Genomic DNA, 23861 nt, shown 5'->3' on the forward strand with positions numbered 1-23861 from the left:
CAATTTGTATTCATGCAACTATCATAAACGGAGGAGAAAAATAAAAAATCGTACAAAAGGGCAAGACCCAAGTGTACGATCGGGCAAATCTATGAAATGTTCGATTATAAATGCAATATTCCACGTTCTACCGCAACGGCGACGGCCTGCGGTCTCGAATCTACACCCAATTTATTGTAAATACTCGTTAAATGAGTCTTTACTGTCCGTTCGGATATCCCCATGTCAAAGCCGATCTCTTTACTTCGAGCTCCACGGGCAATCGCTTGAAGTACGATCAGCTCTTTGTCTGTAAGAGATATCCTGGCGGAGGATGACTCTTTCGCCTTTTCTGATGTCTTGTGAGCAAATACTTTCTCGCTGATCTCCGGAAGTAGCAACGTTTCCCCCCGCATCGCTGCATCAATCGAGCGAAATATCATCTCTCGTCCCGTGTCCTTCAGCAAATAACCTTTTGCACCTAATGCCAGTCCGCGGATCATCATTTCATCCTCGTTATATGTAGTCAAAATAATGATCGGTATATCCATTCCTTTAGCTCTGAGCGCTGTCATGGTATCAAGGCCGCCCATTTCAGGCATGTTTAGATCCAATAGAATAATGTCCGGCTTGTAAGTATCCACCCGTCGAATCGCTTCCATACCGTTAGATGCTTCTGCAACTACCTCGTACCTTTGATTGGTTTCCAGGATCAGCTTAAGTCCCTCCCGAACGACGAAATGGTCGTCCACGATAAGAATCTTGATTGTCATGCGTTGGTGTCCTCCTGTTGTAATGGGATGCGAACAGAAACTTTGGTTCCTTTTTTTCCACTTTCAATTTCGATCTCCCCGCCCATAATTCGGGTTCGTTCATATAAGCCAATTAAACCATAACTACCGGATTGTTTCTCGATGAGGTTAGTATCGAACCCTATTCCGTCATCCGTTATGCTTAGCTCGATTTCGTTTTCCCGTGCAGCAACCACGACTTCTACATTCGTAGCATTAGCATATTTAGCTGTATTGGCCAAGCATTCTCGGATGATATGTAAGCTATGTTCGAAGATCAACTTCGGCACCACCAGATGGGGCATCGATAACCGAGTGACAACACAAATCCCTGTTATATGTGAGAAATGTTCAGCCTCTTCCTTCACTTCTTTAGAAATATCTATGACCTCTGCAGAATACGAACGCAAGTCGTCAATTGCACTTCTCGCTTCTGAAAGCGTGCGCTTTGCTTGGGCTTTTGACAACTGAACAATCTCGTGGGCACGATGGTTATTATCATTTTCTAAATGCGCATCCACGGCATCAAGCTGCATGATAAGACCTGCCAGCCCTTGTGCAAGGGTATCATGTAAATCACGGGCCATCCTTTGACGTTCATTGGCAATCGTTAGCTCCTCCACTTTCCTGTGCGCTCGTTCCAATTCACGTAAAAACGTCTGGGTCCGCAATTTGGCACGAACTTGTTTATAGAACAAAGCAGCATAGCCGATTACGAAAAACATGATGAAGAAGAGCGATGGTACTGTAGATGGCAAATCCTCGGTAGTCCCGTGCCAAACCAGGGAGACAGAAAACAAGGTGCAGTAAAAGGTACATACCAGAAGCACCTTCATCCGTTGAGCGTATACGCCAATACTCTGACCGGCCAAAGCCGTCAATAGACTTACAAAAATGAGAGAATGAGCATTAGGCATGAATAACGCACACCCCCAGACAATACATCCTTGTGTCATAAAATAAATCCAGGGTCTTCGATCGACAACGTATCCGGCATACCAATGCAGCAGAATGTGAACCAGAATGAGAGCTGTAAACATCATAAATTCAAACCATGTGGGCAACATCGGTAGCTGAGAGTACAATGCAGAAAAATAAATCAGAATGCCCCAGATCAAAGCAGGCAGACGAGAATCACGCAGAACATTTTGAATATCAGATCGGGAGCTTGTATACGGTTTGTTTATCGAATAATCACTCATGCTTGATCACCTCTATCAGGTACTGTCTCAAAACAATCTCTCTAAACACAAAAAAAACGGTACATTACTGTACCGATCATTGACTCACTCCATCTATGTTAATGTACGAAGTGTCTCGAAGTCCAGCTCCAGCAGAATCGTCACGATCACACGCAGCCTTACCGCCCCGCACTATCCCCTGATCAATTTTCTTCTGTGAGCATGTATTCTTCTATTCTGCTGCTATACTACCCATTTTCATTTCATGGTCCTCTGCTCCTTCCAAGAAGACCGTCACATGTTTTCCGATACACCAGCTGTATGCTTTGTTTCTTTATACATAAAGTAATCAAAATCGGCATGTTTGCGGGTTCCACCTAGATCCTGCACACAAAGACCGATATAGGTTCCCGTAAACCGGATATACTCCGGAGATTCATCGGACAGATGTGTGATATCAACCCACCCGCCTGCTGTATTCCAGGATGAATCACTATTTATTGCATAATAAAAGCGGGCGCGATCTTGATCCACCACAACCTTTAAACGGAGCGTGCTCACCGACTCTAGCGGAATATCCTCCAGCAGTTCGTCGTATACCCCGTATTTGGACTGAATGATCCCCAGGCAGAGCCCTTTCTCCTCATGATAAGTTACACGTAAGTAGAGATAGTCCTGGGTATCGTAGTACAAAATCAATCCGGCCATTTGCTGTGGATGGTCCGGCGCAAATTCCAGACACGTCTCGGCTTCACACTCCAAGGCCTGAAGTCTCCGTGCGATCATGCTTTGCCTGTGCGTTGAACTCATCGACTCCATGCCGTGCAATCGTAAGTAACCGGGACGTTCCGTCAAGCTGAGCCAAGTTGAATCGGGTGGAATGCGAAGTGTATTCCAATCATGCCGAAGCTCAAAGTGATCGAAATGATCCATTTCAGCAATCGGCTCAAACGGATGGGACTGGATCATCGGTGCAGGCACCTGAACCTCCGGATATCGGTCACCGCTCGCAAGTCTCAGCCAGCCGTCCTCACTCCACGTACATGGCTGAAGTGCGGTCTCACGTCCAAGAATGCAATATTTGTGCTGAACGGGTCGTCCGACCAGATGAGCCATGTACCATTCGCCGGTATGCGTTTCGACCAGACTACCGTGGCCTGCCTTTTGCAGAGCTAAATCCGGTCTGCCGTATGAAGTGAGGATCGGATTGGCAGGATCGACCTCATAAGGACCTTGTAACGTACGGGAACGTGCTGAGGTAACCGCATGCTCATAACCGGTTCCACCTTCAGCCGTAATGAGATAATAATAGTCCTTCTGTTTATACAGGTGGGGTGCTTCGGTCAGGCCTAATTCTGTTCCCTTAAATATGTTCATGGCCGGTCCGATCAGCTTATGTTCCTGGACGGAATATTCCTGAAGAACGATGCCTGCAAACCGATTTTTGCCCTTACGGTGATCCCAGATCATATTGACCAGCCATTTGCGTCCGTCTTCATCATGAAACAGGGAAGGATCAAAACCGCTGCTGTTCAGATACACCGGATCGGACCAAGGGCCCTCGATATCCGTTGCTGTCACAAGGTAATTATGGGTATCTTTAAAAGCGCCTACCCGGCTTTTGACATCGGTGTAGATCAGGTAAAACACACCGTTGTCGTAACTAAGACAGGGTGCCCATACGCCTCCGGAATTAATGTTGCCCTCCATGTTCAACTGCGTTACACGAGTCAGCGGAGAAGCGATGGGCCGCCAATGAACCAGATCCCGGGAATGGTGAATCCGTACACCAGGGAACCATTCAAAGGTGGAAGTGGCGATATAATAATCCTCCCCTGCTCGGCATATGGACGGATCGGGATGGAAACCGGGAAGGATGGGATTGGTGATCATTTTCTTGATCTTATTCATGGAAGAAACCTCCGGTATGAAAGTAATGATCTGTACAACAACAGATACAAAAGGTGGATATCAGTACCAGCCCAGCGCTTTTTTGCCGGCTTCCAGGGCGGTTACGATCCGCTCTACATCATATACATTCCCTCTCCAAGTCCCACCGCTGACCGATTGCAATGCAGCCCAGAGCTTTGTATCATCCGGCAAAGCTTCATCAGGCCTCATATCTGGATGAAAGGGCCTTTGTGCCAGGATGAGAGCACCTTCTTCCGGCGAAAACTCCAGATCGCCTTCTCCGACAAAGTTAATGCTACCCTCCAGCGTGTTACGATCAACCGCGATGTCAATCAGGTCTCCGTTCTGCAGCTTGCCAATCGGTCCGCCTGCCAGCGCTTCGGGGCCAACATGACCAATACACGCTCCGGTGGAAACACCGGAGAACCGGGCATCCGTAATTAGTGACACGTATTTTCCAAAAGGCAAATGTTTAAGCGCAGATGTAAGTTGGTACGTCTCCTCCATTCCGGTTCCCGATGGACCTCGCCCCAGAAGCACAACAACGTCGCCAGCCAGAATACATCCGGTCTTAATCGCATGGATCGCCTCACGTTCAGTGGTAAACACCTTTGCTCTGCCACGATGACGGTATACGCCATGCTCATCCAGCACAGCAGGATCAATAGAGGTGGATTTGATGACAGAACCTTCTGGAGCGATATTCCCGGTTGGAAATGTTACGGTCGAAGAGATTCCAAGCCGCTGAGCGTGTTCTACACTCATGATGACACTGTCCGGATCAATGCCGTCCTGCTCTTTTAACTGCTTCCGCATGAGATGACGGCGTTCCGACGATTCCCACCAGTCCAGTACCTGACCCAATGAAGTACCTGTAACCGTTGGTACAGACTCATCCAACAGACCAAGCTGTCTGAGGTGGAGCATGACCTCTGGTACACCTCCGGCCTGAAAGACACGTATGGTCGGATAAAAGATCGGTCCGTTTGGCAGGGCACTAACCAGCCTTGGAACATTTTTGTTGACCTGTATCCAGTCCTGTACCGTGGGCACGGTTAAACCAGCCGCATGGGCAATTGCCGGTATGTGAAGAAGCAGATTGGTCGATCCGCCAAACGCGGCATGGACGGTCATCGCATTGCGAATGGATGCATCCGTGACAATGTCTGCCATCGTCATCCCCTGTGACTCCATATGGATGAGTGCACGTGACGATTGGCGCGCCATTTCAAACCAGATCGGCTGTCCGGAAGGTGCAAGCGCGGCATGTGGCACTGTCATACCCATTGCCTCGGCTACAACCTGGGCTGTAGCCGCGGTACCTAGAAACTGACAGCCTCCTCCCGGTGTAGCACAAGCCCGGCATCCTAAATCCGACGCCATTTCCAGAGAAAGTTCCCCGTTGACGTACCGTGCACCGATGGTCTGAATTTTACCGGCATCCTCTCCATTGGTAGGCGGAAGTGTGACGCCACCGGGAACGATTACACCAGGCAATTGCGGCATGCCGGCAAGTGCGAGCATCATCGCTGGAAGACCTTTGTCACAAGTGGCGACACCAAGCACGCCTTTACGCGTTGGCAGCGAGCGAATCAGTCTGCGAAATACAATAGCGGCATCGTTCCGGTACGGAAGCGAGTCAAACATGCCGGTTGTCCCCTGTGATCTGCCGTCACACGGGTCGCTGACATATCCAGCAAACGGGATTCCTCCCCGGCTTGACAGTTCTTCTGCGGCAGCCTTCATCAGCAGGCCGACCTCCCAGTGGCCGGTATGGTAACCGAGTGCTGCCGGGCTGCCGTCTTCATTGCGTATGCCACCTTGTGTACTCAAGATCAGAAATTGTTTTCCGTTCAATTCCCCGGGCTTCCAGCCCATTCCAACATTCTGGGACATGCCGAACAAGTCGCCGCTTGGAGAATTCCGCAGCAAATCATCCGTTAAAGGCAGACGTCCGGCAGCCCCTGGAGCATGTGCTATGATATCGAAGCAGTTGGACGCGGTCTCTCCCATAATCGACGTAATCTGTTCGTACATGGTTGCCTCCCACAGTTTATGACTTCACAAAGACCGTTTTGATGGCCGTGAAAAACTCGATAGCCGCTTGCCCCTGTTCTCTTGAATGTGAACTTGACATCTTCATTCCGCCAAACGGAGCCTGCAGCTCTACGCCGGCCGTTTCTGCATTAATTCTGACCAGTCCCGCATCCATGTCCCGGATGAAAGACAACATGGCTCCGACGTTCTGTGTATAGATGGAAGCACTCAAGCCGTAATCGCTATCATTAGCCGCTTCGATCGCTTCCTCGAGGGAATCTACCGCAATCAAGGCCAGAACCGGGCCAAAGATTTCTTCCCGGGCGATGGACATATGGGATTCGACCCCTTCAAATACGGTCGGCTGCACATAGAATCCCTCTTCCAGTCCCGGACCGTCCCCTCTTTTTCCGCCAGTGAGCAGAACGGCACCTTCATCTTGGCCTTTTTGAATATAACTCAGCACGGTATTGAGCTGTCCTTCGCTTGCACATGGACCCATCCAGCTTCCAGAAGACATGCCGTCACCCAGCCGGACTTCCTGGATTTGCGAGAGCAGCTTTTCTTTGAAGGTATCGTATACTTTTCGTTCAATAATGACCTTGCTGGTGGCCGTACATTTTTGCCCGGTCGATTTCAACCCACCGCTGATCGTGGCTTCCACAGCCAAATCCAGGTCAGCGTCAGCCGCGATAATAATCGGGTTTTTCCCACCCATTTCAAGTTGATACTTGGCCCCACGTGCCAGTGCTGCGCCGCCGACCCGTTTGCCCACTTCATTGGAACCTGTGAACGTTATTCCGCCCACATCCGGATGCTCAGCAAGTGCAGATCCGATCACTGAGCCTCTGCCGCATACCAGATTAAGAACGCCTGCCGGAATGCCCGCCTCTTCAAAACACTCCATTACTTTAGCCGCAGTGACCGCAGTTTCCTGAGCAGGCTTCAACACAACCGTATTGCCGTAAATCAAGGCCGGAGCCGTTTTCCAAATCGGAATGGCTACCGGGAAATTCCAAGGAGCAATAACCCCAACAACGCCAAGGGGTACGCGAGTCGTAAACATCAGTGCTTCGCTGTCCGTTGATGGAATGACATCCCCAGTTTTTCGCATGCCTTCTCCGGCGTAATACCTTAAGATTGCTACACCGCGCAGTGTCTCTCCTTTAGCTTCTGGGAGTGTTTTGCCCATTTCCCTGGTCATCGCCTCTGCAACTTCATCGGCCCGGCGTTCCAGCACATTGGCTGCCTGAAATAGATAGTTTCCGCGTTCCGCGCCCGATAACCTCCGCCAATCTTTTGCTGCTTCCTTCGCGGCTGCAACAGCCCGGTTCAGATCCTCTACGCCTGAGGTGGGTACGTAGCCAACTACCTCCTTCCGATTCGCCGGGTTGATGCTCGGTTCGGTTTCACCGGATGTCGCCTTCACCCATTCTCCGTTAATGTAATTGCTGTATGTCTGCTCTACCTGAAATGTGGTCATTGCATTCATCCTCCTTGTACATTAGTTTGAAATGACTGGATTAATAAGTGTCCCGATATCGCTAATGGATATTTCAATGCGGTCCCCTGGTGCAAGTGTAAAATCATTAGGGGGCACAATGCTTGTGCCTGTTAATAACACCGTACCGTCAAACAGATCGTTATCTCTGGCCAGAAAAGAGACCAGTTCATCGAGTTTTCGGTTTAACTCACTTGTGCTTGCCTCGCTTTTGACAACTACTTCACCTTCGCGATATATCTCGCAGACGATGCTGAACGCATATGGATTCTGCACCGTTTCCGCTAGACGAATGGCTGGCCCTATCGAGCAGGAATTGCGCCACATTTTTGCTTGCGGTAGATACAACGGATTCTCCCCTTCAATATCGCGGCAGCTCATGTCATTGCCAACGATGTATCCCACAATGCTGCCATCCGCGGCAAGCACCAACCCCAGCTCAGGCTCCGGGATCTGCCAATTGGAATCGCTGCGAAGTGTGACAGCTTCATTGGGCCCGACGGTGCGGGCTGCTGTAGATTTAAAAAAGATCTCCGGTCTTTCGGCATCATAAACTTTATCGTAAAAGGTCTTTGCATCCAGCTTGCCTTCCGTCGCTTCATAATTTCGCGCTACGCGGCTGCGCTGATAAGTCACACCCGCCGCCCATACTTCCGGAGCTTCCAATGGAGTAATTAGATGTAAGGAAGTCCAATCGTCAGTTAACTTGTTTAATGGTTTAAAAGCGCTTTCAACAAGTTGAACTGGAGAAATCCCCTGCTTTCTTGCTTGATGGATCAAAGTCATAAAATCTGCTTGTGGCAAACGATACGCTTGTTCATCATCCGTAACGGCTGCCAGCCACTTCTGTTGTCCGTCCAGAAATCGAATAATTCTCATTCAAGCTTGCCTCCATTTTTCCCCATCGGGTTGATAATACTACCATAGCACCCGCTATGGTTCATGACGATGTTCTAATCACTCCGAAGATTTACCCTTTTCACGCATTTTTTTCTGTTAAGATGAGGTTAGATCCATTAAACTAAAGATGGTTTACGAGGATACTCCGATGACAGGATGTTGGTATATAGAATAGTACAAGGGGGTTGGTTTGCTGTGACCAAGCTTTCGGATGCTGTGTATTTAGGTCGTCTGCCCGATGTTCGCATGTCTTTTCAATTATTGGGGCTGCATGCAAGAAAGGTAGATTCCAGCTGGACTTATCCGTCTCATGAACATTCAATGTATGAAGTCCACTGGATGATGGACGGGCAGATGAACATGGTTGTCAACGGGCAGTCTTATCGTCAGTCGGTTGGCGACCTTCTGTTCATCCGGCCTGGTATGACCCACTCTTGCACCGGAGCCGGACCGGAGGGGTTCACTTATTTTTCCGTGCATTTCAGCATACACGATACATCCTTTTGCAGAGAACTTAACCGTTGCAAAGACATCTATTATCCGGCAAATTCAAATTTGGCTCTGGGGCTTTCCCCTTCCCTGTCTACCTTGTATGGTCTGGCCACAGAGCATTTGTCTAGCTCGCTATCTTCCTCCAAACAAATGAAGGTACACGCCGCCGTGTTTGAACTGCTCGGTTCCTTGGTCGGTCAGTTATCTCAGCAAGCATCCGTTACGTTGTCGAGAAAAGAAACCATTGCCCATCAGATTGCTGAGCACATTGAGGATTCGGTAAGATATATCCATCTTCACGGGGAAATTCAGGAGAGCGATCGAACCTGGATTCAGGACATTGCCAAGTCGCTAAGCATTAGCCCGTCACAGGTTAATCGTATTTTTCGGCAGGTATACGGCATCGCTCCGCGCAAGTTTCTATCTGAAACCCTTCTGAACGAAGCGCAGCGGCTGTTAAAGCAAACCGACCTGAACATAGACCATATTGCGATGATGCTGGGATATAAGACCAATGCGCATTTTAGCCGCCAATTCAAGCGGTGGACAGGCATCGCGCCTAGCGAATATCGCAGCCGTTCGCAGCATGCAGGAGAAGCCCAATCGGATGTTTGAAGAATACTTTGGATACTCTTTCTAAGAACAGCGCACACTGTTGGCCAAAATAGAGAGCGCAATCATTTTTTCTGGCATGGGGGGCGGTAAGCCCCGTCCTCTTACATCTCCTTACATCTATAAAAGCATTTTATTCCTCGCATATGCAGCTGCACCGATCATCCCTGCTTGCCCGCCTAATTTCGCTTGAACTATTTTACATGCACCGGAAGAAAGCCTTAACGCATGATTCTCAACAGTATCACGCACTGTATTCAGCAAGCGATCACCGGCTGCCGACATTCCTCCACCAACAATAATCACTTTTGGATTGAACAGATTGATAACATTGGAAAGACCAAATCCAAGAGACTACCTGATTGGAATCCTGGAGCTTAACCCCATTTCAACCTTTTTGAATTAGTTATCTATACCTATATCTCCAAACAAAAGAAGTCACTAATTTAGTGACTTCTTCGGACATAAAGTTTCCTATTATAAATTTCTTTAACTTAAAAGGTTCTGATTCATCAATCCTTAATTAAGGGTTCTATTGGGATGAAGTGCACGAGCCATTGCATCCATATAACCCTTAACAGTGCGTTGACTCACTTCTGTTTCTGGAGCAAGAATTTCGAAAAGGTGGAAGCAACCTGGATAGAGGTGAAATTCAACATCCACACCTGCTTGTGCTAGTCGTGCCACATACTCCATCGTCTCGTCCCGGAATAGATCGAGCTGACCTACACAAGTATAGGCTGGCGGCAATCCGGCCAAGCTCTCTGCTCTAGAAGGTACTGCATAAAAAGAACTTTCAATGACATCGTTCTCCTCACCAAGGTACATATTCCAAGCAGCCACGTTGTCCGTTCGGTTCCAGATTGAACCCTCTTCTGTAATCTCATGACTAGATGGCGTGATGTTACGATTATCTAACATCGGGTACAATGGCATTTGGAAAATAATAGACGGACCTCCTTTATCACGTGCCATCAGCGCGAGTGCTGCTGTCAGCCCTCCACCACCGCTAGCACCAGCAATTGCAACCCGATTCACATCGATGCCAAGCATTGCTGACTCCTCCGTCATCCATACCAATCCAGCATAACAATCTTCAATCGCCGCAGGATATGGATGCTCAGGAGCGAGCCTATAATCAACTGATACGACAATACATTCTGCTGTCTGAACAAAACGTTCGCACAATTTGTCGTCCATATCTGGATGTCCTAACACGTATCCGCCCCCGTGAATCCATAACATGGCTGGCAGTAAATCATTCGTTCGATCGGCAGGTTCATATATTTTGACAAGCATCTCACCTCCATCGCTCGGAATTTTCCGGCTGGTTGTGTTTACATGCTCTGATTTTCTCACCGATGCAGCCGATACTAAGTTTCTGCTCCACTCTAAATTTCTCTCCAATTCAAACCCTGGAAATTGTGAATATACCTCTTTTAATTCTGGTAATATACGTGTCTCAATACTCATGATAATTCCTCCAAATATAATAATGAATTCGTTCATTTATGTTTTTTTAGTTAATTCTTATCTCTTTTCAGCTTCCCACTTGGAAATTTCCTCTCGTACTCGCGGTGCAACCTCTTTACCGAGCAATTCTATAGCCCGCATTACCAACTCATGCGTCATCGTGCTTAAGGGAACATACATCATGAAACGTGTAATTCCTACATGCTTGCGAAGATGAATAATTTTTTGAGCAACTGTTTCCGGATCCCCTACATACAACGCACCATCAGAGCGGCGGGCAGCATCATAGCTGGAACGATCATAATATGCCCACCCCCGCTCTTTGCCGAGTTTATTCATGCCGTACTGAGTGGACGGGAAAAAGAGTTCTGCGGCCTTTTCTGTATCTTCTGCAACAAATCCGATAGAATGTGAACCTACCCGAAGCTGCGATACATCATGACCAGCATGAGTTGCCGCCTTTTTATACAGTTCTACAAGTGGCGCAAATTTCGTTGGATTTCCACCGATAATTGCAAGAACAAGTGGCAGACCTAGAATTCCAGCACGTATGGCAGACTCCTGAGTACCTCCGCTACCGATCCATACAGGTATAGAATTCTGAACAGGACGCGGGTATACCCCCAGATTATGTATCGCTGGTCGATGGCCTCCACTCCAAGTTACTTTCTCGGATTCCCGTAATTTAAGAAGCAGTTCAATGTTTTCATTAAATAAATCCTCGTAGTCATGCAGGTTATAACCAAACAGTGGAAAGGACTCAATGAAGGAACCCCGACCCGCTATAATCTCGGCACGTCCATTGGAGAGACCGTCAAGCGTAGCAAAATCCTGAAACACACGGACAGGATCTGCTGAAGATAGGACCGTCACAGCACTTGTCAATCGAATCCGTTTTGTGAGGGGCGCGGCAGCGGACAACACCATTGCTGGTGAAGATGCTGCATAATCATCACGATGATGCTCACCTATGCCAAACACATCAAGTCCTACCTGATCTGCAAGGACGATTTCTTCCACGACTTCTTGCAATCGCTGTGCGTGACTCATCACAACTCCGGTCTTAGTATCAGGCTTTGTTTCTACGAATGAAGTAACACCTATCTCCATAATTAATCTCTCCTTATATTTTTCTTTCCTTAAGAGGAATGCTCAAGACAACGGATTAAAGCCGCCCAATCCAACTCACCATAACCATGGGTAATTCCTTCAGAGAGGTGTTGATGAATAAGCTGACCTAAAGGGAGTGGAGCTTGAACTGACTTGGCTGCCTCGATAGCTAATGCAACATCCTTTAACCCGAGCTTCATTTTAAAACCGGCTGGTTCAAATCGCTGTTCAGTCATGATCGCGCCATAGTTCTGATATACTGGAGATTGAAAAAGAGCATTCACAACATCCATATATCGGGACGGCTTAATGCCGTGCTTTTCAACCATGAGCTGCGCTTCCGACAATGATTCCAGCATTGAAGCAATTAGAAAGTTAACGCCTATTTTGACAATGTTACCTTCTTCGCCATGATCCCCAATCTCAAATATCTCTTGACTTAGTACTGTTAACATGGGAAGTACTCGCTGTCTTGCATGTTCCGGACCAGCTAAAATAATGCGCAATGTAGCTGCTTTAGCGGCATCCGGGCGCCCCATTACGGTGGCAGACACAAAGTGCTGGTGTCTCTCCGCATGCAAAGCGGATAATTTTCGAGCCAGATCTACGCTGATCGTACTGGCAGATACGTGAATTCCATTTTCAGATAATCCGTTCAGAACTCCATTTGGTCCCTCAACAATCTCTCTCAAAGCAGCATCATCAGATAACATGGTAATTACAAGATTGCTTTCTTTCGCTGCCTCTAGTGGTGTTTGGACATATCGTGCTCCCTGTTTTATTAATGGTTCAGCTTTTTCAGGGGTCCGATTAAAGATGACTACTTCATAACCCGCTTTCAAAAGGTTTTGTGCCATTGGAAGCCCCATATTTCCAAGTCCAATAAACGATACCTTCATTGGTTGCATCTCCTTATTGTTGATGGAATGTTTCGATAACGGAATGAATGTTCCAGAATGATTAAAAAAATTATGGTCTTACAGATACTCTTCAAATGGCACCTTCAAAATATGAGGAATATAATAACGGAACAATCATTCCAATATTGCTAAAAAAAATTATATCCCTGCAATTATAAAGCTAATCATCTCTTTTGCACGTTCTGGATTTTGACCTGTTTTGGCCATAATATTTATGCTTTGATGTAAATTCAGCAATAAATAAGACAATGTTTTGATATCTGTTGTTTTATCTATCTCTTCCGATTGTTGGCCCTTCTCCAAAAGCTCACAAAATGCTTGTTCCAAATCCGAAAAACTAGTCTGTATCAAGACATTTATCTGTTCATCTGGTGACTCCAATGTTGTAGCTGTATTCGTTACAAAACATCCGCCCGGTAGGCTGGTATCGTATGCCGAAGCAATATGATACTCAAAAAATTGAAGAATTCCATCTCTTACGCTTGATGCTTGTTCAAGAATAGTCTGCTTATTGGAACTCCCTTTTTTATAATGCTCCAGGGCATCTCTGTACAAGGTTTGCTTGTCGGAAAACGTATCATAAAGGCTGGATCGACTAATGCCCATCACTTCCAGTAAATCCGGTATGCTAGCAGCCTCGTATCCTTTTTTCCAAAACAACAGCATTGCTTCGTGTAACGCTTGATTTTTGTCAAATTCTTTAGTCCTGGCGATAAGTAACACCTCCCGTTTCAGAAATATAACATATCTGAACTGATCAGTCCAGAAAAGAATTTCGCAGATTGTCGATCCTTATTGAAAATTTATCCATTAAAGAAATATATATGCTATATTTGATAGGTAACTTAAAACATATTAAGGAAAAGAGGATGTTCTATGAAAAAATTCTTTTTATCTTGCATTGCCATGCTCTTATTTTTGATTCCATTTTCCCCCGCGACTTCCGCTGCCAGTGGAGATCGGCTGATTTATGACATTATGTATAATGTCGCAGGTGGAGGATTAGTGTCAAACAATAACAGGTTCTCGTTTCAATTTGATAATTATGGGGATGCGCAGATCTGGGACGTCAAGTCACGTAAAATGATATGGCACAGCAACACCAAAGACACAAGAATACATAAACTCCAGATTAATTATTTCAGCGGGAAGTTGGTCATATCAGATCCGCAAAACACACCTTATTGGACATCGGATAACCTGGCGTGGGCTAAGGCATGGTACGGAGCAGATAATGTGCCAGCCAATCTTAGAGGCAATGTGCTCATCATGCAAACTGACGGCAATCTGGTGCTGTACAACAATGAAAATCCGGCCTTGGGCTGGTATCCTGTCTGGGCTTCGAATACAGGTGGACAGTAAACAACATAACAGTAATTTGTTAATGGATTCATGCTCTATTCTACCATGATGATGTAATGTGATTCTCATTATAACTTTGTTATACACCAAAAAGATCTCTTGTGCAGTGAATGCTGAAGAGATCTTTTTTATTTTACATATAACCGTCAATTACATCTCAAAAAAGCCAAGTACTGAAAAGCAAGAATTACCCATCTCTGAAATTACACTGGATCTGGCGTTCCGGTCCTGCTTCTCGATTTCTTAAATAGCAATATGGCAAGAAGTAAAGCAATCCCTACAGCTCCAAAACCCAACCAATTCAAATACATGACAGATGTACGACTGATTACAAGCCCACCTAATCCAGATCCCAGTGCAAAACCAAATTGGATAAACGACGTATTTACGCTAAGGGCAATGTCCGGATTACGAGGTGCCAGTGTAACCAGATATAGTTGCTGGGCCGGAGATATGCTCCACGTTGCTAACATAAAAATCATTAAAACCAAGATTAACATGATAAGATTAACTCCAGCTAGAGCAAACAAAAGAAGAGTTACGCCTTGTAACAGAAGGCCTAGACAAATTGTAAACTTTGATCCCTTTGCATCTGCCAATTGTCCGCCCACTTTTGATCCGACAAAGCTGCAAATTCCCGCGAGAAACAGAACACCGCTTATCTCGGTCATGGAAAGAGAAGACGTAGCTTGTAAGAAAGGCGTAATATACGTGAACAGTGTGGAATAACCGCCGATATACAATAACGTAATAAGCAAGGCAGTCAGAATGAGTGGATTTTTCAAAATGGAGAGCTGCATTCTGAGGGTGATCTTTTCTTCCTCTTTGATTGCCGGAACCTTTTTGTAGATAATAAGTAATGGAAGAACACTTAACAATCCAATGAATACAAATAGAACTCTCCATCCAAACATTTCACTAAAAAATGTGCCCAATGGGACACCAAGCACTAGCGAACTGCTTAGCCCCATCAAAATGATGCCGATGGCATTGCCCCTTTTTTCTTTTTCAACCAGTCGTGTCGATACGGCCATCGCTACTACGGTAGCCACTCCTCCGCTAGCTCCTTGAATAATTCGCACCCATAGTAAAGTTTCGTAAGAAAGGTCAACAAGCATAAGTCCGTTGCTGGCTATAAACACACTGAGGGTGGACACCAGTAACTTCTTGCGATCTATATTTATTGTAAATGCAATGAGAATCGGGGCGATAATGGCCGCTGCTAGAGCAAACACAGTCACCAGTAAACCCACTTCGGAAGTAGATACGCTCAAGTCTGAGGCGATCATTTCTATGACTCCTGTAATAATGTATTCAAGGGTTCCGATCAGAAAAACAGCCAATGCCAAGATATATATAATCCATTTATTTTTCACTTTAATCCACTCCGTCTTCTCTAGTTATCTATTTAGTATTGGAATTTGTATTTCTATAAACTGTACATCTTGTTCTTGAGATAAGGGTAAATATAATTCCCTACCAGCTCCGTTCTCCTTGATCTGATAGTTATTATTCTCAATCCATGTAGCTAGATGAACACAGGCTTTACAGGCAAAGGTGGCATTGGAACGATAAGCAAAGGTGGCCATCATGGGCTCGGCAGGAAGAGTCCGCAGTTGAAATGGGTCGGGAGGTGATCGCAGATCACAGCAGAAGTAACCTATTTCAAACTCGAACTCTTCCTCTTGTCCTGCGATTTCTTTCCACAAAACAACCTGAGGTCCGTCAATCAGTTGGCGCATTTCTTTTGTTACTGACTGATCAAACTGACGAAATAAACTCGGGATCTCCTCTTCCCTCCCGCACCCTGTCTGAAAAAGAAACTGCCGAGCACCTTCCTCTTTGATTCGAATTTCTTGCCCAGTTTCGACGTGCCCCTCTTCCTCTATAAGCTGCATGCGTTCCTCAATCCGGACGAGTTTGGCTTGTTCCGTATCTATAATCTGCTGAATTTCGCTTCTTTTTAGCTTAAACATGCCTTGAATATTCTCCAATGTAATATGTTCCTGTAACAGCTGTGTAATTTGTGGCAACGTAAACCCCAATTCTTTATAAATGAAGATTCGGTTGAGCTCGAGAAGCTGATCTGCGGAATAGTAACGGTAACCCGTATCGTGATCTACCTTTCTCGGCTTAAGTATGCCAATCTGGTCATAATAACGCAGTGTTTTTAATGAGACCCTACTTAGCCTGGAAAACGCACTGATTTTGAACAACATATCATCTCCAATCTAACATAATGCGAGTATATAGTTTCCCGTACAGGGGAAAGTCAAGGGTATATATGCTTCTCATTTGCCTAGCTAAATCAACCACCGTCCTTGTCATCACTCTATGTTGCTGTTATGTGTAAGTCAAAGAACCGTTTCTGAATGAAACGTTCATTTTTTTTGAACAAAAAAATGCCACGCATCGTGGCATCCTCTCGGTACTCATTCAATTATCCTGCTCAGGCAGGTTTGTATTATTTTCCGGTTTCAGCAAATGTTTTAATACGCTCCCCGATCTGGTCTCGAACCCTTTGGAATACGGCCCATTTCTCTTCATCAGACCCTTGCGCTTTTGCAGGATCATCAAATCCCCAGTGTTCCCGCTTCACATGTGGAGGCGTCATTGGACATTTATCTGCGGCATCCCCACACAACGTGACTACGAAATCAGCGTTGTTCAACAACTCTGAATCAATGATATCGGAAGTTTGAGTAGAAATATCCAGAGCAACTTCGTTCATGGCTTCCACTGCTTTTGGATTCAGACCGTGTGCCTCGATTCCTGCACTATAGATGTTCCAGTCCTCACTTAGATATTTCTTGGCCCAGCCTTCGGCCATTTGGCTCCGGCAAGAGTTGCCTGTACACAGGAAGTACAGTGTTTTTTTACTCATATCCATCGTCTCCTCGTTGTTTGAATTATAGAATGCTTAACCACAGGTACAGACCCACTAGCGTAATAAGCAGAGTCGGTACGGTGATCATGATACCTGTCTTGAAGTAAGTGCCCCATGAGATTTTGACACCTTTGGTGCTAAGCACATGAAGCCAAAGCAGGGTCGCGAGTGAACCAATCGGGGTAATCTTGGGACCCAGGTCTGATCCAATAATATTGGCGTAAATGAGTGCCTCCCGAACCGTTCCTGTAGCCGTTGTTGCATCAATGGCAAGCGCATCAAGCAGCACGGTAGGCATATTGTTCATCAAGGATGAAATGATTGCCGCAATAAAGCCCATACCCATCGTTGCAGCAAACAATCTCTGATCCGCCACAGCCTGAATGACCACGGCTAGAAGATCCGTTAAACCCACGTTACGTAGACCATAAACCACGACATACATGCCGATGGAAAAAAATACTATGGCCCACGGCGCTTCTTTGAGAACCAATGTAGTTGGTACAGCTGAACTGCGGGAAGCCATGATCAGGAAGAATATCGCGACAATACCTGCCACAAAAGATACGGGAATGCCGATAAATTCACTGGTAAAGTATCCAATAAGCAGAACCCCTAACACCACCCACGACAACCGGAACATTTTCATATCCTTAATGGCAGATAACGGAGGCTTCAATTCACTGGCATCAAAACGTTTGGGAATACTCTTGCGGAAAAAGAGATACAGTACACCGATACTCGCCGCCAGCGAGAACAGATTTGGAACAAACATCCTTCCCGCGTACTCCATAAACGTAATACCAAAGAAATCGGCAGACACAATGTTGACGAGGTTACTTACAACCAGCGGCAAGGAAGTTGTATCCGCAATAAATCCGCTGGCGATAATAAATGGAAATACTTTTTTCTCATCAAAATTCAGTGCACGTACCATAGCTAAAACAATGGGCGTCAGAATCAGTGCGCCTCCATCATTGGCAAAGAAAGCAGAAACCACCGCTCCCAGGATGGAGACGTAAACAAACATCCGTACACCATTGCCATGAGCGGCTTTGGCCATATGTAAGGCAGCCCATTCAAAAAAACCAATACGATCCAGAATTAATGAGATCAGAATGATTGCGACAAAAGCAAGCGTGGCGTTCCATACAATTTGTGTCACATCCCATACATCTTCAAAATTGACCACACCGACAAGTAAAGCAAGGATTGCTCCGCCGCAAGCAGACCAACCAATTGACAGGTTTTTAGGCTGCCAAATAACGAGTACAAGTGTAATCAAAAAGATGATGCAGGCTAACAGCGTAGAAAACAAAACCATACACCCCCTTCCAGTTCGACTTAATTTATATTTGCATATAATGATATGCTTATATATTGATCAAAAATTAATTACATACTGAAGTAAAGTTTTCTTTATTTAACGATTTAAGAATAGTTGCTGTATCTGGCATCAATTCCAGGACAGATGTAATATAGGGTGTATTCTCTACATTTAAAGAGTAGTATACCCACTGACCACGTTTATTTTCTTTAACCAAACCTTGATCCTTCAGCTTGCGCAAATGTTGACTAATTCCAGGTTGTGACATGTCTAAAATCTCTACAAATTCACATACGCACCATTCACGTTCTTTGAGGAGAGTAAGAATAGTAAGGCGTGTTTTATCGCCCAGCAATTTAAGCTTATCCGCTGCCTCTTGCATAGAATCCATAGCACTTCCTCCTTCAATAATATATAAGTGTATGCTTATATTATAATATCAAAAAAATGAAGTCAATGTTTATTTGATGATTAAGTCCAAAAAGCATTGGTTCGAATTCGAATCAACGCTTTTTGGAGTTTGTGATAATTTTCTATATAAACAGGTTATGATTTGCTTGTGATGCTTGTCCAAGATAATAACCGACCCCACCAATTTTGACTTCCTCTATTAATTCTTCACGCTGAATTCCCATTAAATCCATGGACATTTGGCAGGCAACGATCTCTACTCCTTGTGCAATTGCGCTCTCAATCAATTCTTCCAACGAAGGTACATGATGTTTTTTCATCAAACCACGGATCATCTTCGGGCCTGCTCCGAGCATATTCATTTTGGACATGCCAAGCTTCTGGCTACCGCGAGGTAACATCATATCAAACATACGGCCGATCATGGTTTTGGATAACTTCTGCGGTTGCGGCTTACGAATGATACTCAATCCCCAAAATGTGAAAAACAGGGTTACTTTCCGTCCACTCGCTGCTGCCCCATTTGCAATAATGAGTGAGGCGATCGCTTTATCCAGATCACCACTGAAGACAACCATCGTGCTGGCAGGATCGCTGATGGGGGAATCCGATACGGGTTGTGCTGTATTTTTAACAATGACGGACTCAATGGTACCGCCTTTCATTCTTTCCAACTGCAAGATTGTGGAACCCGACATCGTGGCCCATGCTTTGACATCTTCATAGAATCCTGGATCGGAAGCCTTCACGCGAAGGGTTTCTCCGTTCGAGAGTTGATCCATTTTCTGCTTAACCTGAATTAGCGGACCAGGACAACTTAATCCACATACGTTCAACTCATGATCAATACGTTGCGGCTGTGTTGAGTCAGTCGGAATAGACTTTTTTTCCTTAACGTCCACCGCAGGATCATGATGATCTTGTTTTTCAGTAGTAAATGGAGCAGGCTTAAACTGGGCTTGACGGTATGTTTTATAACCACCACTCAAGTTTTTTACGCTAAAACCATGCTGACGCAAAATTTGCGAAGCAGTGTAACCACGTAAGCCGACTTGACAGTATAGCCAGATTTCTTTGGATGGGTCTAATTCATCTAAACGTTGACGAAGCTCATCAACTGGAATAGAGAGTGAATCCGGAATATGACCATTTTGATGCTCGATTTCACTGCGAACATCCAGAAGTATCGACTGCCCCGGCTGACGATCAGCCAGTTGATTATAAGTGAACGTCTGAACACGTCCGGTAATCATATTCTCTGCTGCATATCCAGCCATATTCACGGGATCTTTGGCAGAGGAATAAGGTGGCGCGTAACTCAGTTCAAGCTCTGTTAAATCCCGGACATGTCCTCCGAAATGAATGGCTACAGCAATATCATCAATTCGTTTATCCACTCCATCATAACCGACTGCTTGTGCGCCTAAAATTTTACCTTGCGGAGTAAACAGCAGTTTAAGAGTAATTGCGCTTGAACCCGGATAATACGATGCATGAGAAGCAGGGTGTACGATAACGGTTTGATAGTCCACGCCCAGACGTTGCAGTGTTTTTTCATTACTGCCTGTCGTCGCTGCGGTCATTCCAAATACTTTGATAATGGACGTACCTTGTGTTCCTTTATAGGTAGAAGGAAGCCCAGCGATACGGTCGGCAACAATACGTCCTTGTTTGTTGGCAGGTCCGGCAAGTGGAATCGTTGCCTTCGTACCATGAATGGTTTCCGTTACTTCGATGGCATCCCCAACAGCATAGATATGTGGCACACTACTTTCCAAGGCTTCATTTACGATAATATGTCCACGTGCACCCAGCGAAACGCCGCTATCTTTCAAAAAATAGGTGTCTGGTGTTACGCCTATCGCAAGAATAACCATGTCAGCTGTCAACACATGACCATCGGCAAGTTCAACCCCTATGCCCTGCTCTAAGGAATGAAATCCCTGAACACGCTTGGAAAACAGCAGGTTTACACCATGATTCTCCATTTCCTGTGCTAATGCGGCTGCTAACTCGGTATCATAGGGTGTGAGTACTTGTGCGTTCCCCTCAATCAGCGTTACATCCAGACCAGCTTCCTTTAAATTCTCAGCCATTTCCACACCTATAAATCCACCGCCTATTACGATCGCATATTGGTTGTTAGACGAACTTATCTGGTCTTTGATCCGATCAATATCTGGAATACTTCGTACGGTATAAATTAGCGGATTGTCCTTGCCCGGCAGATCGGGAATGATCGGTTTAGCACCTGGTGACAATATCAACTCATCATAGCTTTCTTCATATGCACCGCGCTCTTGGGACTGTATCTTAACCACTCGCTTCTGCGAATCAATAGCTACGACCTCACTTCTTAAACGCACATCAATACGAAAGCGATCTGCCATCCCTTTTGGCGTTTGCACCAGCAGACGCTCTCGATCATCGATTGAGCCACCTATATAATAAGGTAAACCACAATTGGCAAATGAGATATAGGGTCCTTTCTCAAAGATAATAATCTCGGCATGTTCATCCAGACGGCGAAGACGTGCAGCTGCAGAAGCACCTCCAGCTACACCGCCAACAATAAGTACTTTTTTGCTCATGATTCACAATCATCCTTTTCAAATAAAGTTTTAATAATCTGTTCAACCCGTTGATCGGCAAGCACATAGTTCACTTCAAGACCATTCCGCTCCGTAGCAACAATACCTGCACTACGAAGTTTCTGGAGGTGTTGAGAGACTGTTGATTGGGGAAGATCCAGACATTCCTGCATATAAGAAACATTACATTTTTTTTTCATCATCAGTCCCCGCACAATGCATAAACGAATGGGGTGAGACAAAGCTTTCAGCAGATTAGCTGGTTCATCGAACTGTTTAATGTTATTGCTGTCAAAAGCGGGAGTGTTCAAAAGTATTCCTCCTAAATCGTTATATCGTAATAATACGATTTATTGATTCTCATGTCAAATGTATTCTGGAGTGAATACGCTCATTAAGTCGCATAGCCTCTCAGCCCTACGGTTTTGACTTGTTCCAGGTGGATGATAAAAATGCCTGCCAAAACCGCTAAAAGCGACATTTGACAGGCAATCATGCTGTATCAGTTCTTCATAAAATAGTGATTTAATTGAACATCTTATGTTAGAGTATGACCGGCTGAATCAGTCCGTCCTTACCAAAAAGAATCGGCTCCATACATATTTCGCGGTGATACCCCTTTCCAGATGAAAATCTGGATAGTGGCGTTACAAAACGGTGATAGGCAATCCGTAGTTGACCGGTTTCATTTTCATTAAAGATACAGTGATGACCTGTTCCCAGCATGCCCTTCTCCACATTTTTGCTCAGGATTGGGTATCGATAGGTAATTGGACCATATAATTGCTCTGCCGTACCATAATTCACATGATAGTCTTCGCTACCTGTGTCATCACAGGACCATGTAAAGTGGTATAGTCCACCCTGCTTCAACACGGCTACCGCCTCACGAAAATCATGCAAGCCCGCCAGATTGCTCATTGTGTCCTCAACGACACTTATCATGTCTTCACCAAGCTCCACAATGGCAGCATGTCCATTACCAAATAGCAGATACGTTCTTCCATCCTCTTCGACATAGATGGAGGGATCAATGGCCTGACCCATGGTGATGCCCAGACGTTTCAACTGCTCCATTGTGATTAAAGGCTGTGACTCGGCCAGGAATGGACCAATCGGTGTATCTGCTACAGCAACGCCAATGGCACTCTCGCCGTTCAGCATTTTGCCACAGAAATAAAAATAGAACTTTCCGTTTCGGCTGGCAATTGCCGGTGCCCAGGCATTACCGGTTGCCCAAGTGACATCCTCTGTTCCCAGATCAAGGATGACACCTTCATCTTGCCAATGCTTCAGGTCTGAAGAAGAAAACACCTTGAATTGTGTCCCTGACCACCCCTCGAAGCCATCTGTTGTTGGATACATATAGTAACGATCCCCAAACTGTGCGATATCAGGATCGGCATATTGTCCGGGAAGCACCTGATGACCATCTCCAAAAGCCGCGAGAAGCAGGCTGCACTCCTCAGCTGTGATTGGCAGGACACTTCCATGACGCTTTTGAGTTGATCCCATATCGAATTCACCATCAGGGACGATTCGGAAGTCTCCACTTCCCAGATCTGTAGTCAGCAGAGGAAGATAACCCTTGCCTTCAGCAAATCGATCAACAATCAGGCACCATTCCTCCCGGTCATTGAATTTAAAGATTTGAGGTCCCTCCACACCTGCCATAGCCTCCAGTACCGGAGCTTGAAGCGTAACAAATGCCCCTTTGTCGAGAGAGTCTCCTTTTTCTACCCGTATGTTTTTGGTTGTTTCATCCTTGGAGTATCGATAATAAGAGCCATCTGCAGGAAGAATCGTTGTATCAATAATATGATTATCCCGCTCAATGTATTTTTCCGATGCAGAAAACGTACGAAAGTCTTTTGTACGAGCACTGTATATTTTTTGCTTTCGTTCTTGCTCCTGAGGTTCCTGCGTCGCAGAAGCCCAGAATACAAGAAACTCATCTGCCATTTCATCATACACAGCTTCTGGTGCCCAGACACATCCAGCGCCCTCAACACCTAGTGTAACGTTCCATGGGGATGACCAGTTTAAGAGATCGCTGGATTCCCATACGATTACGTCACGGCTCCCGGCATTAACGGCATGAGTCCATCCTTTGCCGCTTGCGATGCGGAGATCCGTAGCAATCAGATAAAAATTTTTATCCTTGACTGAACGAACCAGAAACGGGTCCCGTACCCCCTTTTCTCCAAGGTCGGAAAACAGCACAGGTGAGCCTCCATTAAGATCCTTCCAGTGAAGACCATCCTCGCTATAGGAGAAATAAACCTGCTCTCCGTCTGGTTGTTCGCCAATAAAATGTACAAAGAGATACCCATCATAATTTGGAGTTGTTTTGGTCAATGGTAAAGAGCCTCCTGA

At 45.7% G+C, this 23861-nt stretch carries 20 protein-coding genes and 1 pseudogene; 2 read left to right on the forward strand and 19 right to left on the reverse strand.

Translation table 11 applies throughout. From position 1 onward, the window contains the following. Positions 1 to 104: 104 nt before the first annotated feature. From ACDJ59_RS10005 to ACDJ59_RS10030, 6 genes are all read right to left on the reverse strand, one after another. Positions 105 to 752 (reverse strand): response regulator, encoded by a 648-nt coding sequence (locus ACDJ59_RS10005; RefSeq protein ID WP_413408678.1) that lies wholly within the window; start codon positions 750 to 752, stop codon positions 105 to 107. Further along, positions 749 to 1972 (reverse strand): sensor histidine kinase, encoded by a 1224-nt coding sequence (locus ACDJ59_RS10010; RefSeq protein ID WP_413408679.1) that lies wholly within the window; start codon positions 1970 to 1972, stop codon positions 749 to 751. Before ACDJ59_RS10010 ends, ACDJ59_RS10005 begins: the two co-directional genes overlap by 4 nt. A 273-nt stretch (positions 1973 to 2245) precedes the next feature. Continuing rightward, the gene (locus tag ACDJ59_RS10015; RefSeq protein ID WP_413408680.1) at positions 2246 to 3862 is read right to left on the reverse strand and encodes a glycoside hydrolase family 43 protein; all 1617 of its coding nucleotides are present in this window, start codon (positions 3860 to 3862) and stop codon (positions 2246 to 2248) included. A gap of 60 nt (positions 3863 to 3922) precedes the next feature. Then, a complete protein-coding gene (locus ACDJ59_RS10020; RefSeq protein ID WP_413408682.1) occupies positions 3923 to 5899 on the reverse strand; it encodes a YjhG/YagF family D-xylonate dehydratase in 1977 nt (658 codons plus the stop codon). Positions 5900 to 5915: 16 nt separating this feature from the next. Beyond that, entirely contained in the window at positions 5916 to 7382 is a 1467-nt protein-coding gene (gucD, locus tag ACDJ59_RS10025; RefSeq protein WP_413408683.1) for an alpha-ketoglutaric semialdehyde dehydrogenase GucD, read from the reverse strand. A gap of 21 nt (positions 7383 to 7403) precedes the next feature. Then, a complete protein-coding gene (locus ACDJ59_RS10030) occupies positions 7404 to 8279 on the reverse strand; it encodes a fumarylacetoacetate hydrolase family protein (protein ID WP_413408684.1) in 876 nt (291 codons plus the stop codon). Positions 8280 to 8495: 216 nt separating this feature from the next. Between ACDJ59_RS10030 and ACDJ59_RS10035 the strand changes: the two genes are divergently transcribed. Then, positions 8496 to 9407: a helix-turn-helix domain-containing protein gene (locus ACDJ59_RS10035; protein WP_413408685.1), complete on the forward strand. Its 912-nt coding sequence runs from the start codon at positions 8496 to 8498 to the stop codon at positions 9405 to 9407. 117 nt (positions 9408 to 9524) lie between these two features. Here ACDJ59_RS10035 and ACDJ59_RS10040 read toward each other — a convergent pair. The 5 genes and pseudogenes from ACDJ59_RS10040 to ACDJ59_RS10060 form a co-directional block, all read right to left on the reverse strand. After that, positions 9525 to 9743, reverse strand: a pseudogene (locus ACDJ59_RS10040) (ROK family protein); the annotation flags it as partial. 180 nt (positions 9744 to 9923) lie between these two features. Further along, complete coding sequence (locus ACDJ59_RS10045) at positions 9924 to 10877, reverse strand: alpha/beta hydrolase (RefSeq protein ID WP_413408686.1); 954 nt, start codon at positions 10875 to 10877, stop codon at positions 9924 to 9926. A gap of 57 nt (positions 10878 to 10934) precedes the next feature. Further along, positions 10935 to 11987: an LLM class flavin-dependent oxidoreductase gene (locus ACDJ59_RS10050; RefSeq protein WP_413408688.1), complete on the reverse strand. Its 1053-nt coding sequence runs from the start codon at positions 11985 to 11987 to the stop codon at positions 10935 to 10937. Between the two features lie 29 nt (positions 11988 to 12016). Then, the gene (locus ACDJ59_RS10055) at positions 12017 to 12910 is read right to left on the reverse strand and encodes an NAD(P)-dependent oxidoreductase (RefSeq protein ID WP_413409763.1); all 894 of its coding nucleotides are present in this window, start codon (positions 12908 to 12910) and stop codon (positions 12017 to 12019) included. 135 nt (positions 12911 to 13045) lie between these two features. Then, positions 13046 to 13630 (reverse strand): TetR/AcrR family transcriptional regulator, encoded by a 585-nt coding sequence (locus ACDJ59_RS10060; RefSeq protein WP_413408689.1) that lies wholly within the window; start codon positions 13628 to 13630, stop codon positions 13046 to 13048. A gap of 153 nt (positions 13631 to 13783) precedes the next feature. Between ACDJ59_RS10060 and ACDJ59_RS10065 the strand changes: the two genes are divergently transcribed. After that, positions 13784 to 14269 (forward strand): hypothetical protein, encoded by a 486-nt coding sequence (locus ACDJ59_RS10065; protein ID WP_413408690.1) that lies wholly within the window; start codon positions 13784 to 13786, stop codon positions 14267 to 14269. A gap of 203 nt (positions 14270 to 14472) precedes the next feature. Here the strand turns inward: ACDJ59_RS10065 and ACDJ59_RS10070 are convergent, their stop codons facing one another. From ACDJ59_RS10070 to ACDJ59_RS10105, 8 genes are all read right to left on the reverse strand, one after another. Further along, entirely contained in the window at positions 14473 to 15645 is a 1173-nt protein-coding gene (locus ACDJ59_RS10070; protein WP_413408691.1) for an MFS transporter, read from the reverse strand. Positions 15646 to 15669: 24 nt separating this feature from the next. After that, complete coding sequence (locus tag ACDJ59_RS10075; protein WP_413409764.1) at positions 15670 to 16485, reverse strand: MerR family transcriptional regulator; 816 nt, start codon at positions 16483 to 16485, stop codon at positions 15670 to 15672. A gap of 248 nt (positions 16486 to 16733) precedes the next feature. Beyond that, positions 16734 to 17153, reverse strand: coding sequence for an arsenate reductase (thioredoxin) (gene arsC / locus ACDJ59_RS10080; protein ID WP_413408692.1), 420 nt, complete (start codon positions 17151 to 17153; stop codon positions 16734 to 16736). A gap of 25 nt (positions 17154 to 17178) precedes the next feature. Continuing rightward, a complete protein-coding gene (locus ACDJ59_RS10085; protein WP_413408693.1) occupies positions 17179 to 18480 on the reverse strand; it encodes an arsenic transporter in 1302 nt (433 codons plus the stop codon). 67 nt (positions 18481 to 18547) lie between these two features. After that, positions 18548 to 18874, reverse strand: a complete 327-nt coding sequence (locus ACDJ59_RS10090; RefSeq protein ID WP_413408694.1) for an ArsR/SmtB family transcription factor — start codon at positions 18872 to 18874, stop codon at positions 18548 to 18550. 142 nt (positions 18875 to 19016) lie between these two features. After that, a complete protein-coding gene (locus ACDJ59_RS10095) occupies positions 19017 to 21485 on the reverse strand; it encodes an FAD-dependent oxidoreductase (protein WP_413408695.1) in 2469 nt (822 codons plus the stop codon). Then, the gene (locus tag ACDJ59_RS10100) at positions 21482 to 21796 is read right to left on the reverse strand and encodes an ArsR/SmtB family transcription factor (protein ID WP_036615511.1); all 315 of its coding nucleotides are present in this window, start codon (positions 21794 to 21796) and stop codon (positions 21482 to 21484) included. The genes ACDJ59_RS10095 and ACDJ59_RS10100 overlap by 4 nt, the downstream gene beginning before the upstream one ends. A 232-nt stretch (positions 21797 to 22028) precedes the next feature. Then, positions 22029 to 23843: a family 43 glycosylhydrolase gene (locus ACDJ59_RS10105; RefSeq protein WP_413408697.1), complete on the reverse strand. Its 1815-nt coding sequence runs from the start codon at positions 23841 to 23843 to the stop codon at positions 22029 to 22031. Between the last annotated feature and the right edge of the window lie 18 nt (positions 23844 to 23861).

This window comes from Paenibacillus amylolyticus (assembly GCF_047302515.1).
GTDB classification, from domain to species: Bacteria; Bacillota; Bacilli; order Paenibacillales; family Paenibacillaceae; genus Paenibacillus; species Paenibacillus amylolyticus_G.

What these genes read in the sequence shown, in the direction of transcription:
- ACDJ59_RS10015 (WP_413408680.1), bottom strand. Translation starts at nt 3,862, where the DNA reads ATGAATAAGATCAAGAAAATGATCACCAATCCCATCCTTCCCGGTTTC.
- ACDJ59_RS10065 (WP_413408690.1), top strand. Translation starts at nt 13,784, where the DNA reads ATGAAAAAATTCTTTTTATCTTGCATTGCCATGCTCTTATTTTTGATT.
- ACDJ59_RS10085 (WP_413408693.1), bottom strand. Translation starts at nt 18,480, where the DNA reads ATGGTTTTGTTTTCTACGCTGTTAGCCTGCATCATCTTTTTGATTACA.
- arsC (WP_413408692.1), bottom strand. Translation starts at nt 17,153, where the DNA reads ATGAGTAAAAAAACACTGTACTTCCTGTGTACAGGCAACTCTTGCCGG.
- ACDJ59_RS10030 (WP_413408684.1), bottom strand. Translation starts at nt 8,279, where the DNA reads ATGAGAATTATTCGATTTCTGGACGGACAACAGAAGTGGCTGGCAGCC.
- ACDJ59_RS10090 (WP_413408694.1), bottom strand. Translation starts at nt 18,874, where the DNA reads ATGGATTCTATGCAAGAGGCAGCGGATAAGCTTAAATTGCTGGGCGAT.
- ACDJ59_RS10050 (WP_413408688.1), bottom strand. Translation starts at nt 11,987, where the DNA reads ATGGAGATAGGTGTTACTTCATTCGTAGAAACAAAGCCTGATACTAAG.
- ACDJ59_RS10005 (WP_413408678.1), bottom strand. Translation starts at nt 752, where the DNA reads ATGACAATCAAGATTCTTATCGTGGACGACCATTTCGTCGTTCGGGAG.
- ACDJ59_RS10010 (WP_413408679.1), bottom strand. Translation starts at nt 1,972, where the DNA reads ATGAGTGATTATTCGATAAACAAACCGTATACAAGCTCCCGATCTGAT.
- ACDJ59_RS10095 (WP_413408695.1), bottom strand. Translation starts at nt 21,485, where the DNA reads ATGAGCAAAAAAGTACTTATTGTTGGCGGTGTAGCTGGAGGTGCTTCT.
- gucD (WP_413408683.1), bottom strand. Translation starts at nt 7,382, where the DNA reads ATGACCACATTTCAGGTAGAGCAGACATACAGCAATTACATTAACGGA.
- ACDJ59_RS10045 (WP_413408686.1), bottom strand. Translation starts at nt 10,877, where the DNA reads ATGAGTATTGAGACACGTATATTACCAGAATTAAAAGAGGTATATTCA.
- ACDJ59_RS10020 (WP_413408682.1), bottom strand. Translation starts at nt 5,899, where the DNA reads ATGTACGAACAGATTACGTCGATTATGGGAGAGACCGCGTCCAACTGC.